At 62.9% G+C, this 15,255-nt stretch carries 14 protein-coding genes; all 14 read right to left on the minus strand.

Going from position 1 to position 15,255, the window contains the following annotated elements:
* Positions 1-827 precede the first annotated feature (827 nt).
* The gene (locus D580_RS0100650; RefSeq protein ID WP_196799709.1) at positions 828-1,871 is read right to left on the minus strand and encodes a DUF262 domain-containing protein; all 1,044 of its coding nucleotides are present in this window, start codon (positions 1,869-1,871) and stop codon (positions 828-830) included.
* Positions 1,864-2,454: a hypothetical protein gene (locus tag D580_RS0100655; protein ID WP_018952515.1), complete on the minus strand. Its 591-nt coding sequence runs from the start codon at positions 2,452-2,454 to the stop codon at positions 1,864-1,866. Before D580_RS0100655 ends, D580_RS0100650 begins: the two co-directional genes overlap by 8 nt.
* Positions 2,455-2,625: 171 nt before the next feature.
* Positions 2,626-3,312 (minus strand): hypothetical protein, encoded by a 687-nt coding sequence (locus D580_RS0100660; protein WP_018952516.1) that lies wholly within the window; start codon positions 3,310-3,312, stop codon positions 2,626-2,628.
* Positions 3,313-3,543: 231 nt separating this feature from the next.
* A complete protein-coding gene (locus tag D580_RS0100665) occupies positions 3,544-4,005 on the minus strand; it encodes a GNAT family N-acetyltransferase (protein ID WP_018952517.1) in 462 nt (153 codons plus the stop codon).
* Complete coding sequence (locus tag D580_RS0100670) at positions 3,989-4,654, minus strand: helix-turn-helix domain-containing protein (RefSeq protein ID WP_231363467.1); 666 nt, start codon at positions 4,652-4,654, stop codon at positions 3,989-3,991. The genes D580_RS0100665 and D580_RS0100670 overlap by 17 nt, the downstream gene beginning before the upstream one ends.
* A gap of 2 nt (positions 4,655-4,656) precedes the next feature.
* Positions 4,657-6,003 carry an FMN-binding glutamate synthase family protein gene (locus tag D580_RS0100675; RefSeq protein WP_018952519.1) on the minus strand — a complete coding sequence of 449 codons (1,347 nt, stop codon included), beginning with the start codon at positions 6,001-6,003 and terminating at the stop codon, positions 4,657-4,659.
* Between the two features lie 3 nt (positions 6,004-6,006).
* On the minus strand, positions 6,007-6,717 hold the full coding sequence (locus tag D580_RS0100680; RefSeq protein WP_018952520.1) for a protein glxC: 711 nt from the start codon (positions 6,715-6,717) through the stop codon (positions 6,007-6,009).
* Positions 6,705-7,595: a class II glutamine amidotransferase gene (locus D580_RS0100685; protein WP_026289568.1), complete on the minus strand. Its 891-nt coding sequence runs from the start codon at positions 7,593-7,595 to the stop codon at positions 6,705-6,707. The genes D580_RS0100680 and D580_RS0100685 overlap by 13 nt, the downstream gene beginning before the upstream one ends.
* Positions 7,596-7,611: 16 nt before the next feature.
* Positions 7,612-8,946: a type III glutamate--ammonia ligase gene (glnT, locus tag D580_RS0100690; RefSeq protein WP_018952522.1), complete on the minus strand. Its 1,335-nt coding sequence runs from the start codon at positions 8,944-8,946 to the stop codon at positions 7,612-7,614.
* Positions 8,943-9,587 (minus strand): hypothetical protein, encoded by a 645-nt coding sequence (locus D580_RS0100695; protein WP_018952523.1) that lies wholly within the window; start codon positions 9,585-9,587, stop codon positions 8,943-8,945. Before D580_RS0100695 ends, glnT begins: the two co-directional genes overlap by 4 nt.
* Positions 9,584-12,475: a 2Fe-2S iron-sulfur cluster-binding protein gene (locus D580_RS0100700; protein ID WP_018952524.1), complete on the minus strand. Its 2,892-nt coding sequence runs from the start codon at positions 12,473-12,475 to the stop codon at positions 9,584-9,586. Before D580_RS0100700 ends, D580_RS0100695 begins: the two co-directional genes overlap by 4 nt.
* On the minus strand, positions 12,468-12,743 hold the full coding sequence (locus tag D580_RS0100705; protein WP_018952525.1) for a sarcosine oxidase subunit delta: 276 nt from the start codon (positions 12,741-12,743) through the stop codon (positions 12,468-12,470). The genes D580_RS0100700 and D580_RS0100705 overlap by 8 nt, the downstream gene beginning before the upstream one ends.
* A gap of 388 nt (positions 12,744-13,131) precedes the next feature.
* A complete protein-coding gene (locus D580_RS0100710; RefSeq protein ID WP_018952526.1) occupies positions 13,132-14,370 on the minus strand; it encodes an FAD-dependent oxidoreductase in 1,239 nt (412 codons plus the stop codon).
* Entirely contained in the window at positions 14,370-15,242 is an 873-nt protein-coding gene (gene purU / locus D580_RS0100715) for a formyltetrahydrofolate deformylase (RefSeq protein ID WP_012638259.1), read from the minus strand. Before purU ends, D580_RS0100710 begins: the two co-directional genes overlap by 1 nt.
* Positions 15,243-15,255 lie beyond the last annotated feature (13 nt).

Consider the following 15,255-nt stretch of genomic DNA (forward strand, 5'->3'; position numbering starts at 1 on the left):
GTCCACGTTGTAGGGCTTCCCGAATGAGCCGAGTCTCTGCCTCGGGCACTGCCTCCCGTATAAAGGCCCTGTATCGCTCCCGCCTGGCGGTGTCCGATGTCCCAAGCGCCATTGTCCAGGATCTTTCGTGCGCGTTCGGCGCAACCTTGAATCTCCGGGTTGGTGAAGAGAGGCGGAGATAAGAGGGCCCTGGGTCTGTCCGGCTACTAAAAGGGGGCGGAGGGATTACAGGTTGACCCTCCGCCTCCCTCTAACTGTCTTTCGCGATGCTTCCTGCTGCTTACAAGGGCATCAATTGTACTTAAATTGCGCGTTTAAGGCCGAATTTTGGCTGTTTTCAAGGGGATTATTCTTTATAAACATTAGGTTGCAGAGGTCCGACCCCGTTATTTGAGGTGAGACCACTTAATCAGACGTTTCCTAATATTAGCGGATATTGCTCTCTGACCCGGTTTTCGGTTTTTTATTATTCTAGCAGGCCTTCCTTTCGCCATTGTGCTGCGGATTTTAAAATCCCACATTCTGTGCAGATATAATCGCCAGTACCACCACCTGGACCCTTTTCTTGCGTGAGTCTTCCATGTTTACCATTGTTGCATAACCTATCAACGGTTTCTTGCTCATTTTTTGATAAACCGTGCCAATCTCTAGCGGTAGATTTCCACATACGATTCACTCCTAAAATTTATAGAACTAAAAGGGGACGGAGTGGATTAAAATTTAATCCCTCCGTCCCCTTTTTCTGGTTTATGTACACTTTGAGCGCAATAAGTAAACTGTCCCCGGATTTCGGTTTATGCGCATATTTATGTATGAACAGAGGCTCCCTAAGCCTCGAACAGATGACAAACACGGGATTCCAAAGCTTCGAATCGCCGCTTTCTACTACCAAGATCGGTACTCGCGCGTATACCCGCTCCGTAATCTCGGGCTTCTTGGGGTAGCGTGTGCTTGTCTGCATCTTCTGCGCTAACAAACTCATCAATCTGCGAGGCAAACTGGCGCAGCGTATCGGCGGCCTCCTGTCGCGAATCAGACGCGAGTGGTAGAGCTTCGTGATATTTGGCCATCACAAGGAATAAGGTGTAAAAGTCCGTCTTTTTACTCCATCGTGTTCTTGCCAAGTCCGGCAGCACCTGCGTGAGCTCTCCCAGGACATCGCGAAAAATCTTCTTCACACGCGCTCCGTGCTCAAATGAGTCTTCATAGACTTGGTAATAATGCTCAAGTTTGGCTTTCTTATTCTGATGTCCATTCAGTACCGCAACCGTGAGTTCGCTAATGAACTCAACATCTAGCATCCGACGTATATCATTCGGCGAAAAAATGCCAAATTGAGACCACTCGTCCCAATCAGAAATCTCATTCATTAACTTTATGAATGGCCCCCAGTATGTAGCTTGCCGTAATTCCTGTTTATTCAGGGCCGCGACGTTCTTATTCAATCGTTGAAAGATCTCCCGGATCTGTGCGTCATCCATTTCGGGTAGCTGCCGTACGATAAAATCGTACTGACGAATCCTCTTTCTATCGTGCACCGTCAGGTCGTCGAAGTACATGTCACCCCAAGTGGGGCTGTCCTTCGGGTCTAAAGCAAACCCTCCCGCTACATACTCCAATACTGCTCTAAGGCGCTGCTGCCCATCCACGACTACGTACCGCGCATCTCCCTCGTCGTTCACCAAGTCCTGCATATAGATTTCCGGAATTGGAAAACCCGAGAGAATTGTATCTATAAGAAAGCTCTTCTGCCTATGCACCCAGACCGGATTTCTCTGAAAAGGCGGCTTCATGTCGAGTTCACCCGCTTCGTGCGCTTTCACGAGCCAGTGCACATTTCGCGTTGTTGTGTTCAGGAATTTCTTAATCATCGTCGTTCCCTGCTGTCGCGATTTCGCGCAGCTTTTTTATGTTATTAGTGTGATAAGCGGAGAGGGATTCGAAATCACGATAGACTCTCGCGTTGATGTCCCTATCCTGAGTGGGTGCAATAGTTGTCATTTTCTCAAATGCCTCGAACCATTTTTTTCCGAATGGAAGTTTGGGCAGGAGATGTTTGGTATCAAATGTACCCCAGTAGATCAGGCGTTTCTTATGATCTTCCAAGGAGGCGCGCTGTTTGTTGCTTAAGGAATGGACTTTCGGCCCGAAGCTCCTAACGCAACGCCATGCTACGTCGAAGTGATATGCAGATATAATCGCAATATCAATGTCGGAAGAGTCGTCAAAATCGCGAAGATTCTTGAGGGGACTCAAGCTGAAGCCAACACATGCGCTACCAATAATCGTAATCGCACGACCATCAACCTCAATCTTTGAAGCGAGTTGAGACTTCCAATCGACGTATCCCTTCTGGTCGTTTCCAAAGATATGTGGGGTACGATCGATTACCCACCGTTGCGCGATCAGCGCAGGGCTGGTGCTCTCAAGTTCTTTGATGAAGTTATCCTTCATATCCGCCTGGCGTCGAGACACTAACAATAGAGGTAGTCCGGAGAAACCGCGTCAGAGAGTCACTATCTCCGATATTTTCTAGGAAAAAGGCGACTGGGAAGAAGGTGACAGATCTATTTTTACACCGCAATAATATATCTGCCACCTTTGTCAATCCCACTCTGAGTCGGTTTACGAATCCGGTTTGCGCATATTCCACGGGTAAGCCTCATGAATAAGACTCAGCAATACAGCCAAATTTTCTTTGACCATGGACAGCGCCCGCTCTAGGTACGGTAGTCCTAATACGAGCTGATTGTCTCGCAATTCAATATCGCTTGTTTTCTCAACGATAGTCTTTATGCTATGCAAGCGATTACTGCTTAAAGCGCCAATGTTTCCATTGGAGTGGGCAAAAACATTCCGTACGATTCTGATTTCATTGAGATTCTGATCAAGGCGGACTTCCTTTCCAGCTACCAGTTTCAGATATAGTTCAATTCTCTTTTTCTGATTTTGCTCCCTTAGCCCATCGAGCGATAGCGGGCAAGATTCCTGACTCTTGACATAGGAGCAAACCTGCGCGGCGCCTTCTTCAAAAGCCGCCCAAGTTGCTACTAAAACCGAACCACCGAGCAGGCTTGGAATAAGACCATTAACGGTCCAATCGTGGGTCTCATACTCTTCAGCAAGATCATTCTCGGATAAGCCTGGATAGTCCTTCTCCAATCGGGCCTTGAACCGAATCATGCTTTGATCTTGGATGACAGGAAGGAACTCGATCACCGCGTTCAAGTAATCTTCTACAGACCCGATCTTGGCGCTTATCGCCAATCCTGGATATCCATCTTCGAAGATGCGTTGGAGGTCAAATTCCATCTTTAGTTAAGGCTTTGGTAAAGGTGCAGTTGGCGCGCCCAGCGGTCCAGACGCCACCTGCAACCATGAGCGGTGCAAAAATAATTCTGTCACCATTTTTACCTCTGACCAGGTTTATCAATCTGCCTCAAGAATAACGCAGGTTTCCATGGGGCTGAACCCATGGCGAGATAAGCAGGGCGCGGCGAATGCGCTCCGCTCATCCGCCCTACGCTACAGGAAAGCTCGTATTCAGGAATTCCAGCGCAACGCCATCAGTGAGGTACGACGCCACCCGCGCCGAGTATAGAAGTCCAGTGCCGAGGTGTTGTCCATATCAGCCAGCAATTGCAGCCGGCTGAGCCCCATCTCCCGCGCACAAGCCTCCATTCCCTGAAGCAATCGCCCGCCAATCCCCTCCCCCCGATGCCCCTCACCCACCACCAGATCCTCCACGAGCCCGACAGGCCCCCCTTCCGCCGTGGAGACCAGCGTCTGCACGCTGATCATGCCCACCACCCTGCCTTCCCGCTCGGCCACCAGCACGTGAGCGCCGGGCTGCCCCAGCAACAACGCAAGCCCCCGGCCCTGCTTCTCCGCATCCGGCACGAAGTCTTGCTCGATGCTGAACAGCTGGGCGAGGAGCTCCACCATGGCGGGGATGTCGTCCGCCACGGCGTCGCGGATCAGGACGGGATCACTCTTCGTCCCCATAGTTGATCACCGCCAGGAAGCGGATCGGGACTTCCAGGAGTCGCTCGGGGCCGTGGGGGATGCTGCCCTTGAAGGTGAGGGAGTCGCCGGGCTCCAGGAGATAGGTGTTGCGGCCGTGGCGGTATTCGATGCGGCCTTCGAGCATGTAGATGAACTCCACGCCGGGATGGGTGAGGGTGGGGAACACCTCGCTGGCGTCGTCCATGGTGATGAGGAAGGGCTCCACCTGCTTGCGGGGGCCCTGGTCGTAGGCGAGCAGGTGGTAGGTATGACCTCGGCGGGTGCCGCGGCGCACCACTTCCAGGCCCTCGCCGCTCTTCACGTGCTGGGCGCCGCCCTCGGGGACGTCGAAGTTCTTGAACAGCTGGGCCAGGGTCATGCCCAGCACACCCGACAACTTGCGCAGGGTCTCCAGGCTGGTGGAGACCTGGCCGTTCTCGATCTTGGAGAGCATGCCCCGGCTCACGCCGGCGAGATCGGCCACGTCGGCGATGGTGAGCGACTGGGCCTGGCGTTTTTCCCGCAGCACGTGGCCGATGTGCTGGTCCAGGTTGCGGTCCTCCGCGTGGGTTGCGGGTTCGGGCGCTGCAGGCCGCGCGGCCTTGCCGGCCGCCTTGGGTTTCGCCTTGCGGGTGGCCACGGTGGACACGCTCAATAGCCGCTCACGCCCGGGATCCAGTCGGTGCCGGCCAGGGGGATCTTGGCCATGGCGGCGGCCTCGATGGTGAGCGCGGCGAGGTCCTCCCGCTCCAGGTTGTGCACGTTGGACTTGCCGCAGGCCCGGGCGAGCGTGGTCAGTTCCATGGTGAGGGTCTGCAGGTAGTTCTTCACCCGACGCGCGCCCCAGTCCACGTCCAGGCGCTTTTCCAGTTCCGGCGTCTGGGTGGCGATGCCCACGGGGCAGCGGCCGGTGTGGCAGTGGTGGCAGTAGCCGGGCGCGGTGCCCAGCGCCGCGAAGTCCTCGGTGGCGTCCACCAGTTCACCGTTCATGTGGTAGTGCCGGGCGTTGCAGCCGAGCGCCATCATGGCGGCCTGGCCGATGGACACGGCGTCGGCGCCCATGGCGAGCGCCTTGGCCACGTCCGCGCCGCTGCGGATGCCGCCGGAGATGATGAGCTGCACCTGGCCCACCATGTCGATCTCCTCCAGGGCCTCCACCGCCTGGCGCAGGGCGGCAAGCGTGGGGATGCCGGCGTGTTCGATGAACACCTGCTGGGTGGCGGCGGTGCCGCCCTGCATGCCGTCCACCACCACCACGTCGGCGCCGGCGGCCACGGCGAGCTTCACGTCGTTCTTCACCCGGGTCGCGCCCACCTTCACGTAGATGGGTACCTGCCAGTCGGTGATCTCGCGCAGCTCGGAGAGCTTGATGGCCAGATCATCGGAGCCGGTCCAGTCGGGATGGCGGCAGGCGGAACGCTGGTCCACGCCCTCGGGCAGGGTGCGCATCTTCGCCACCCGGGGGCTGATCTTCTGACCCAGCAGCATGCCGCCGCCGCCGGGCTTGGCGCCCTGCCCGATCACCAGTTCGATGGCGTCGGCCTTGCGCAGGTCGTCGGGGTTGAAGCCGTAGCGCGACGGCAGGCACTGGTAGACCAGGGTCTTGGAGGAACGGCGTTCCTCGGGCGTCATGCCGCCATCACCGGTGGTGGTGGAGGTGCCCATCTCGCCGGCGGCGCGGCCCAGCGCGTCCTTGGCCTGGGCGGTGAGCGCGCCGAAGCTCATGCCGGCGATGGTGATGGGGATGCCGAGCTCGATGGGTTTCTTGGCGAAACGGGTGCCGAGCACCGTCTTCGTCTCGCACTTCTCCCGGTAGCCTTCCAGCGGATAGCGGGAGGCCGAGGCGGTGAGGAAGGTCAGGTCGTCGAAGGTGGGCAGGCGGCGTTTGGCGCCCAGCCCGCGGATCTCGTAGAGCCCGTGCTCGGCGGCCTGCTGGATGTAGTGCAGCGTGTGGTCGCCGTAGGTGTAGTTGGGCTCGATGTAGATGTTCTTGCTCATCACTCAGTACTCCTGGTGGTGATCGGCGTTCCAGTGGTACAGGCTGCGGGCGGAGGCCACGCGCTTGAACTCCTGGAGGTCGTGGTCGAAGCCGGCCCGCTCCAGCAGGTTGGCCACCCGGGCGTAGTCGTCGTCGCTCATGGGTTCTTCCCGGGCATCGGCGCCCAGGCCGTGGATGGTGCCGCGCACGTAGATCACCGCCTCGTAGAGGGAATCCCCGAGGCCCGGGTCCGCGTCGCCGCACACCACCAGGGTGCCGGCCTGGGCCATGAAGGCGGACATGTGGCCGACGCTGCCGCCCACCACGATGTCGCAGCCCTTCATGGAGATGCCGCAGCGGGACGAGGCGTCGCCCTCGATGACCACCAGACCGCCGTGGCCGGAGGCGGCGACGCATTCGGAGGCGTTGCCCTTCACCCGGATGCTGCCGGACATGATGTTCTCGCCCACGCTCCAGCCCACGTTGCCGTGCACGGTGATGTGGGCGAGCTTGTTCATGCCGCCCACGAAGTAGCCGGCGTGTCCCCGGATGTCGATGCTCACGGGGGCGTCCACGCCCACGGCCAGGTTGTGCCGGCCGTTGGGGTTGAGCACCTCGACGTGTTTCGCGCCGCTGCCGGGGAGCTCGTGGTGCAGGTACTGGTTCAGCTCGCGCACCGTGGTTTCCGACAGGTCGAAACGCACGGCCTCGGCGGTGGGGTTCAGCGTGTCCACGAGTAGATCTCCTCGGGCTTGGGTTCGAACAGCATGGCCTCCTTCACCCCGGGCAGGTGCGCGAGCGCCCGGTACTCGGAGCCGATGGCCACGTAGTCGTCGGTCTCGGCCACCACGGCGGGCTTGCAGGCGAAGGGGTCGCGCACCAGGGCCAGCTTGTCGTGGGTGCCCATGAGCAGGGTGTAGAAGCCGTCCAGCACGTTGAAGCCCTGGGACAGGGCATCCTCCAGGCTGTCACCGTCCCGCAGGCGCCATTCCAGGAAGCGGCAGGCGGCCTCGGTGTCGTTGTCGGTCTCGAAGCGGATGCCCTTGCGTTCCAGTTGGCGGCGGATTTTGTAGGGGTTGGACAGCGAGCCGTTGTGCACCAGGCAGAAGTCCTCGCCCGCCGTGAACGGGTGGGCGTGGGCCGGGGTGATGGCCGACTCCGTGGCCATGCGGGTGTGGCCGATGGCGTGGCTGCCGGTGAGCGCGGGGAAGCCGTAGCGCCGGGCGATGTCCGCCGGGTGGCCCGCATCCTTGTAGATGTCGATGAAGTGCCCCGCCGAGAGGATGTGCAGCGCCGGGAAGTGCTCCTCGAACCAGTGGCGCACCGTGTGCGGATCGGCGGCCAGGTAGAGACGCGCGTAGCGGCCCTGGGCCTCGATGCGCGGCGTGGGCACCAGGGCCTCGTCCAGGGCGCGCTCCAGGGCGTCCCAGTCGAAGTCCGCGTCCTGGGCGAACAGGCTGTACTTCTCGCCCCGGTCGGTGTCGGCGAAGACGGCAAGCCCCGCCGAGTCCGGGCCGCGCTCGGACATGCTTTCCAGCATGGGGGTCACCAGTTGGCCCAGTTGCCCGTTCAGGGACGGGTTCTTGAGCAAGAGTCCTACGATTCCACACATGGGGGAATCTCCTCGATCAGTAAAATTCCACGTAACGGTTGAGTTCCCAGTCGGACACATGGCGGGAGTATTCCACCCATTCCATGTTCTTCAGCCGGATGAACTCTTCGATGAAGTCCTGGCCCAGCTGTTCGGCGAACAGCGTGTCCTTCTGCAGCGCGGCGATGGCCTCGTGCAGGCTCTGGGGCAGGGTCTTGATGCCCTTCTCCGCCAGTTCTACGGGGCTTAAATCGTAGAAGTTGAAGTTCTGCGGTTCGCCCGGCTCCAGCTTGCGGTCCACGCCGTCGAGCCCGGCGGCGATCACCGCGGCGGCGGCCAGGTACGGGTTGCAGGCACCATCGCCCAGGCGCAGTTCCAGGCGGCCCTTGGGAATGCGCACCATGGAGGTTCGGTTGTTGTCGCCGTAGGAGATGAAGGCCGGGGCCCAGGTGGAACCGGACAGTGCGCGGCCCACCACCAGGCGCTTGTAGGAGTTCACACTCGGCGCCAGGAGCGCGGTCAGCGCCGGGGCGTGAGCCAGCAGGCCCGCCGCGAAGTGATAGGCGGTCTTGGAGAGTTCCAGGCCGCGGGGGTCCGACGGGTCCTGGAAGATGTTGGGATTGGATTCATCGGCGATGGAGATGTGCATGTGCATGCCGTTGCCCGTGCGGTTGGAGAAGGGCTTGGGCATGAAGGAGCAGATGAGTCCCAGCTGGTTGGCGATCTCGCCGGCGGCCATGCGGAAGAACACATAGCGGTCCGCGGAGGTCATGCAGTCCGAGTAGGTGTAGTTGATCTCGAACTGGCCGTTGGCGTCCTCGTGGTCCACCTGGTAGACGTCGAAGTTTACCGCCTGCAGGGACTCCACCAGGCGCTCCAGGAATTCCCGGGAACGGGACAGGCCCTTGTAGTCGTAGCAGGGCTTGTCGAGGCGGTCGGAATCGTCGGCGGGGACGACGCAGCCGTTGCCGTCGCGGCGCAGCAGGCTGAACTCGGGCTCGAGGCCGGTGTTCATGGTCCAGCCTCGGTCCTTGAGGCGCTTCACCTGGGCGGCGAGGATGTTGCGGGTGTCCAGCATGTAGGGCTCGCCGTTGACGTAGCCGTCGCAGACGATGCGCGCGTAGCCGGGCTGCCAGGGCACGATGGACAGGGTGTTGAGATCGCCACGGGCCATGTAGTCCGCCTCGTGGGGACCCATGCGCAGGCCCCACACGGCGAAGCCGGCGAAACCGGCGCCGTCGGTGAGCACGTCCTCCAGGTGACTGACGGGCACGGACTTGGTCTTGGCCACGCCGTGGATGTCCACGAACTGGGCCAGGATGTACTTGACCTGGTGACTCTCCAGATAGGTCTTCGCTTCCTGTGGTGTCATTTTTTATCCTCCCGGGATATGTAGAAGTCGGAAAAGCCGATGACTTCCCCCTGCATGTCATGGACCCCGTGCATCAGGGTCTCGAATAGGAATTCACCGTAGCTGGGCTCGCAGCCCATGCGATACACCGGGCCGGGCTCGACCCGCAACCACACGCCCACCCCCGCCACGCGGGTGTAGAGCAGCGCGTCTCCCACGCTGGAGAGATCCAGCGAGCAGAACTCGGCCATGAGCTGTGCCGCGTGTTCACCGCCCAGGGCGATCTCCTGGTCATCGCGCACCAGCACGCGGGTGCCGTTGTCGAGGCCTTCGGGCAGCGGACCCAGGTGCCGGGCAAGGCCGCCGGAGGGGCCGTCGTGGAGCAGGAACTCGGCGTTGCCGGTGCGGGCCAGGAAGGCGTCGGGTCCGAACTGCGGCAGGTCCTGGCAGACGAACCACTCCTCGGGCACCGGCAGTTCGTGGGCGCGCATCCAGCCCGCCGCGTCACCGCCCTTGACCAGCACGCGAAGCAGCGGACTCAGGTCGGCGAGCCAGGTGTCCGGCAGTTGCGCTGCCTTGAGCGGCGCGGGCATGCCGCGCACCTCGCCCCACTCGAAACCGTCGCGAGGCAGGAGGTCGTGGGCGGGGCTCAGACGCTTCATGCGCTCACCTCCCCGGCCGTTTCCGGTTTCTGGCGCAGGCCTTCCGGGTCGTAGAAGGGCGTGGGCACCACGTCCGCCTGGATGATCACCGCGCCTTCCACGCGGATGGAGAGTTGGGCCGCATCGGCCAGCGCCTTGTCCACCATGGCGAGCCCCACCCAGGCCTTGAGGCTCGGGCTGTAGCCGATGCTGGTGACCCGGCCGGCGATGTCGTCGTCGTGGATCACCAGGTGGCATTCCCTGGGGATCGGACCCGGATGGTTGCCCGGCAGGCGGAAGCCCACCAGGCGGTTGGCGGCACGCTCCTTCAGGATCTGCAGGCTGCGCTTGCCCTGGAAGAAGGGCTTGTCGAGTTTCACCGCCCAGGCCATGTTGGCGTCGAAGGGGCTGGAAGTGCCGTCGGTGTCCTGGCCCACGATTAGGTGGCCCTTCTCCAGGCGCAACTGGCGCTGCGCCTCCACGCCGAAGGGCCGGATGCCCTTGGACTCACCCGCCTCCACCAGTGCCTCCCACACGTGCAGCGCCTGGGCGGCGGGCACGTGGATCTCGAAGCCCAGTTCGCCGACGAAGCCGACCCGGAACAGCCAGGCGGGCACGCCCGCCACCCGACCCTGGCGCGCGCCCAGGAACGGGAACGCGGCCTGGGAGAGGTCCACGTCGGTGAGCGGCTGCAGCACCTCGCGGGTCAGGGGGCCAGCTATGTTCATGGAGGCCAGCTGGCTGGTGCGGTTGACCACGTCCACCTTGAGGTTCCATTCGCCGATCATCCGCTGCATCTGGCGGAAGATGGCCTCGGCGCCGGTGGTGGTGGTGCTGACGTAGAAATGTTCCTCGCCCCAGCGGGCGCACACCCCGTCGTCGATGACCACGCCCGCCTCGTCCACCATGAGCGCGTAGCGGGTCATGCCCTGCTTCACGGTGGAGAGCTTCAGCGTATAGAGCTGGTCCATGAAGCGCGCGGCGTCGGGACCGAACACCTCCACCTTGCCGAGCGTCGAGACATCGATGAGCCCCACCCCTTCACGCACCGCCATCACCTCGGCGCGGATGGCCTCCGCCTCTGGTGCAGGTCCGTAGTACTTGGGGCGCTGCCAGTGGCCGGCGGGCATGAACACCGCGCCGTGATCCCGGTGCCAGCCGTGCATGGGCGTGCGCCGCTCCGGACGCAGGCGCCGTCCCGCCAGGTGCTTGATGGGCACGGGATGGTAGAAGGGACGCGCCGTGGTGGTGCCGGTCGCGCCGATGGACTGGTTGTTGAGGCGTGCCAGGATGCGCACGGCATTCATGTTGGCGTGCTTGCCCTGGCTGGGGCCCATCCCCACGGTGGAGTAGCGCTTGAGCAGTTCGATGTTGTCGAAGCCTTCCGCCGCCGCGCGCTCCAGGTCCTTGAGCTGCAGGTCCTCGTCCAGGTCCACGAAGTTCTTGCCCTTCGGGTGGGGGAACACGGGCCAGGGGTGGGACATGCGTTCGCTGCTGCGGCCGGGCCGCGCGGCGGGTCCGGTCTGCATGTCCAGATGTGCCAGCGCCTCGCCGGCGGCGGCCGCGCCGTCCGCCACGCGGGCATCGAGATCGAACACGCCGTTGACCCGGCCGCAGGCGAACACCCCGGGCGGCAACTGCTCCGGCACGAACTGGCCGGGGATCTCGGCGAACACCATGCGCGTGCCCGCCTGGTAGAGGATCGGGGCGGCGGGCGCGTAGCCCACGGACATGAGCAGGCCGTCGCAGTCGATGCGCTGGGCGGTCTCCGGTTTCGCCCTGCCCTCGGCATCCAGGGCGCAGACGGTGACGGCCGCGAGCAGGCCCTCGCCCTCGGCGCTGTAGACGGTGCTGCGGCCATGGACGGCGATGCCCGCGGACTTCACCGCATCGTGCAGATCGCCCCGGGCCTCGGGATCGTCCAGGTCCACGATGGCCTTGATGTCGGTCCCGAGCGCCTTGAGTTCCAGGGCGTTGCGGTAGGCATCGTTGTTGGCGGCGAGGATCACGGCGGATTCGCAGGCGGCCACGCCGTAGCGGCGGGCGAGCCGCAGGGCCGCGCTGGCGAGCATCACGCCCGGCAGGTCGTTGTTGCGAAACACCGCGGGCTGCTCGTACACGCCGCCGGCCACGATGACCGCACGAGCGCGCAGGCGGATGAGGCCCTCCGGTGTGACCAGGGGCACGTAGTGATCCGCGTACCAGCCGGCGGCGACGGTGTCCGGCAGGAAGGTGAGATTGGGGAGGCCCGCCAGACGCGCGAGCAGTTGATCGCGCAGCGTGCCGTCCTGCCGGTCGTTGAGGCTGCCCCCGGCGCGGGCGTTCTCATCCACCAGCCAGACACGGGCGCCGCTTTCCGCGGCGGTGATCGCGGCGCTCAGGCCCGAGGGGCCCGCGCCCACCACCAGTAGGTCGCAGAAGCCGTGGCGCTTCGGCAGGCGCAGTTCGGGCCATTGGGTGTCGATGCGCCCGAGTCCCGCCCGCTTGCGGATCTGGTTCTCCCAGAAGGGGAACAGCGCCTTGGGACGGTGGAAGGTCTTGTAATAGAAGCCCACCGGCAGCAGGGGCGAGAGCCTGTCCATGAACCGGCCCCGGTCCTTGTCGAGACCGCCCTGGGTGTTGATGGCGGTGAGCCGCATGCCGTCGGCGACGGCGGTGACATCGCCGCGGATGTTGAAGTCGGAGTCCGACTGCAGCAGTACGTTGCTGTCGTGGTTGGCCGCCGAGAACACGCCCCGGGGCCGGTGGTACTTGAAGCTGCGTCCCAGCACGCGCACGCCGTTGGCCAGCAGCGCCGAGCTGATGGTGTCGCCCGCGAAGGCGCTGTACTCGCGGCCTTCAAACGTGAAGCGCAGCGGACGGCCGCGGTCGATCCACTCCCCGTCCCGCAGTGGTAGGCGCCTAGCCATGGGCCAGGTCCTTCATGGCCTCGGCCACGGTCATGGTGCGCAGGAATTCATCCTTCATGGTGTCCCGCTCCGCCACGAACCACATGCCCGTGGGCGCATGGCACCACCACTCCCGCTGCACGCCGGGCGCACCGTCGCGATGGAAGACGTAGTGGGACCATTCCATGTCCGTGGTGCTGTCCGGGTCGGGCATGGGGCGCCAGAGACCGCCGTAGACGAACTCGGATGCCGGGCGGGTGCCGACTTTGGGGCAGTGGATGAGTTTCATTGAAAGGATTGCCGCGGAGGCGCGGAGGCGCAGAGGTATTTGAAGAGGGGAATGCTGTCGCTATTGGACTCACCTGCCATCGACGGCATACCTGTGTTTGTATAGGTTCGAATTCTCATATTTTTCTCCGCGACTCTGCGCCTCCGCGGCAGAAGTTCATACCGCAATGTCCCACCAAAGCGGGCCGACTCCAGGGCTCAATGAATGTGGGCATGGAACTCATTTAAAGGATTGCCGCAGAGGCGCGGAGGCGCAGAGGTTTATGAAGAGGAAATCGCCGTGGCAGTTGGCATCGCCAGATGTTGACGGTGCTGTTGTGTATGAGTGTGTGTACGTTCTCATGTCTTTCTCCGCGCCTCTGCGTCTCTGCGGCAATCTCTTGCCTTCATCAGTGCCCGACAGAAGCCGCCCCCCGCTCGCCCACCAGTTCGAAGCGGTCGAAGCGGGCCAGGCTGAAGGGTTCGATGAGTGCGTGATCCTTGTCGTTGGCGACGGTCCAGGCCATGGTCTTGCCGGAGACCGGGGTGGCCTTGAAGCCCCAGGTGCCCCAGCCGGCGTCGATGTAGAAACCGTCCACCGCCGTCCTGCCCATGATGGGGGCGAAGTCGGGGGTCATGTCCGCCATGCCTGCCCACTGGCGCATCACCTTGCTGTTGCCCAGGAACGGGAACAGATCCAGCATCTGGTCGGCGAGGCCTTCCACGAAATCGAGCGTCGAGCGGGTGGAATGCAGGATGGCGGGGTCCAGGGCGGCGCCCATCACCAGCTCGCCGCGGGAGGACTGGGACACGTATACGTGCAGGCTGCCGGAGACGATGATGGTGTCGAGCCAGGGCTTCATGGGCTCGGTGACGCAGGCCTGCAACGGGTGGATGACGATGGGCGTGGTGATACCCGCCATCTTCGTCACGCGGGGCGTGGAGCCGGCTACCATGGAGATCACCTTGCCGGTCTTGATGACACCGCGGTCGGTCTCCACGCCGGTGACCTTGCCCTGCACCACCCGGATGCCGGTGACCCGGGTCTTCTGGTGGATCTCCACGCCGCGCTTGTCGGCGCCGCGCCCGTAGCCCCAGGCCACGGCGTCGTGGCGCACCACCGCGCCGGGGGCGTGGTAGAGGGCGCCGAGCACGGGATGCTCGCCGCCGCAGTCCAGGTCCATCATGGGCACCGCCTCGGCGATGGTGTCCCGGTCCACCACTTCACTGTCGATGCCGAAGTGCTTGTTCACCTCCGCGCGCCAGCGCATGGTGCGCATCGCCGCGTCCGTGTGGGCCAGGGTGAAGTGGCCGCGCTCGGAGTAGAAGATGTTGAGGTCGAAGTCCTCGGCCAGATCCTGGAACAGACGCACGCTCTCATCGTAGAACTTCACGCCCTCGGGGGTGAGGTAGTTGGAGCGCACGATGGTGGTGTTGCGCCCGGTGTTGCCGCCGCCGATGTAGCCCTGCTCCAGCACCGCCACGTTGGTGATGCCGTGGTCCCGGGCGAGGTAGTAGGCGCAGGCCAGGCCATGCCCGCCACCGCCGATGATCACCACGTCGTAGCTGTCGCGCAGGCCCCTGGGCGTGTTGAAGAAACGCGGGTCCGGCGCGTCGCTGAAGGCGTTTTTGAGCAGGCGTAGCGGCATCAGTCGAACACCACGGTCTTGTTGCCGTGGATCAGCACCCGGTCCTCCAGGTGGTAGCGCAGGCCCCGGGCGAGCACCGCCTTCTCCACGTCGCGGCCCAGGCGCACCAGGTCGTTGGCGGTGTCATCGTGGCGCACGCGGATCACGTCCTGCTCGATGATGGGACCGGCGTCCAGTTCCTCGGTCACGTAATGGCAGGTGGCGCCGATCAGCTTTACGCCCCGCTCGAAGGCTTTGTGGTAGGGCTTGGCGCCGATGAAGGACGGCAGGAAGCTGTGGTGGATGTTGATCACCCGGCCGGCGTAGGTGTGGCACATGTCCGGGGGCAGGATCTGCATGTAGCGGGCCAGCACCACGGCATCGGCGTCATAGGATTCCACCAGGCGCGTGACCTCGGCGAAGGCCGGGGCCTTGTTGTCCCTGTCCACGGGGACGTGGTGGTAGGGGATGCCGTGCCATTCCACGTAGTCGCGCATGTCCTCGTGGTTGGAGATCACGCAGGGGATGTCGAAGAACATCTCCTTGCTGCGCCAGCGGTACAGCAGGTCCGTGAGGCAGTGGTCGAGCTTGCTCACCATCAGCACCACCCGCTTGGGCACCTGGGCGTCGGTGACCTGCCACTGCATCTCGAACTGCTCGGCGATGGGGGCGAAGGCCTCGCGCAGGCCCTGGTCGTCGAAGGGCAGCGAGTCGGCGCGGATCTCGTAGCGCATGAAGAACCAGCCGGAACCCTGGTCCGCGTGCTGGCTGGCCTCGGTGATCCAGCCGCCGTGGCGGGACAGGAAGCCGCTGACGGCGGCGACGATGCCTACCCGGTCGGGGCAGGAGACGATGAGTCGGTAGGTGTGGTGGCTCACGTTGTTTCCTTTCATGAAACAATAGTTC

The sequence above is a fragment of the Thioalkalivibrio sulfidiphilus genome, assembly GCF_000377945.1.
Lineage (GTDB): Bacteria > Pseudomonadota > Gammaproteobacteria > Ectothiorhodospirales > Ectothiorhodospiraceae > Thioalkalivibrio_A > Thioalkalivibrio_A sulfidiphilus_A.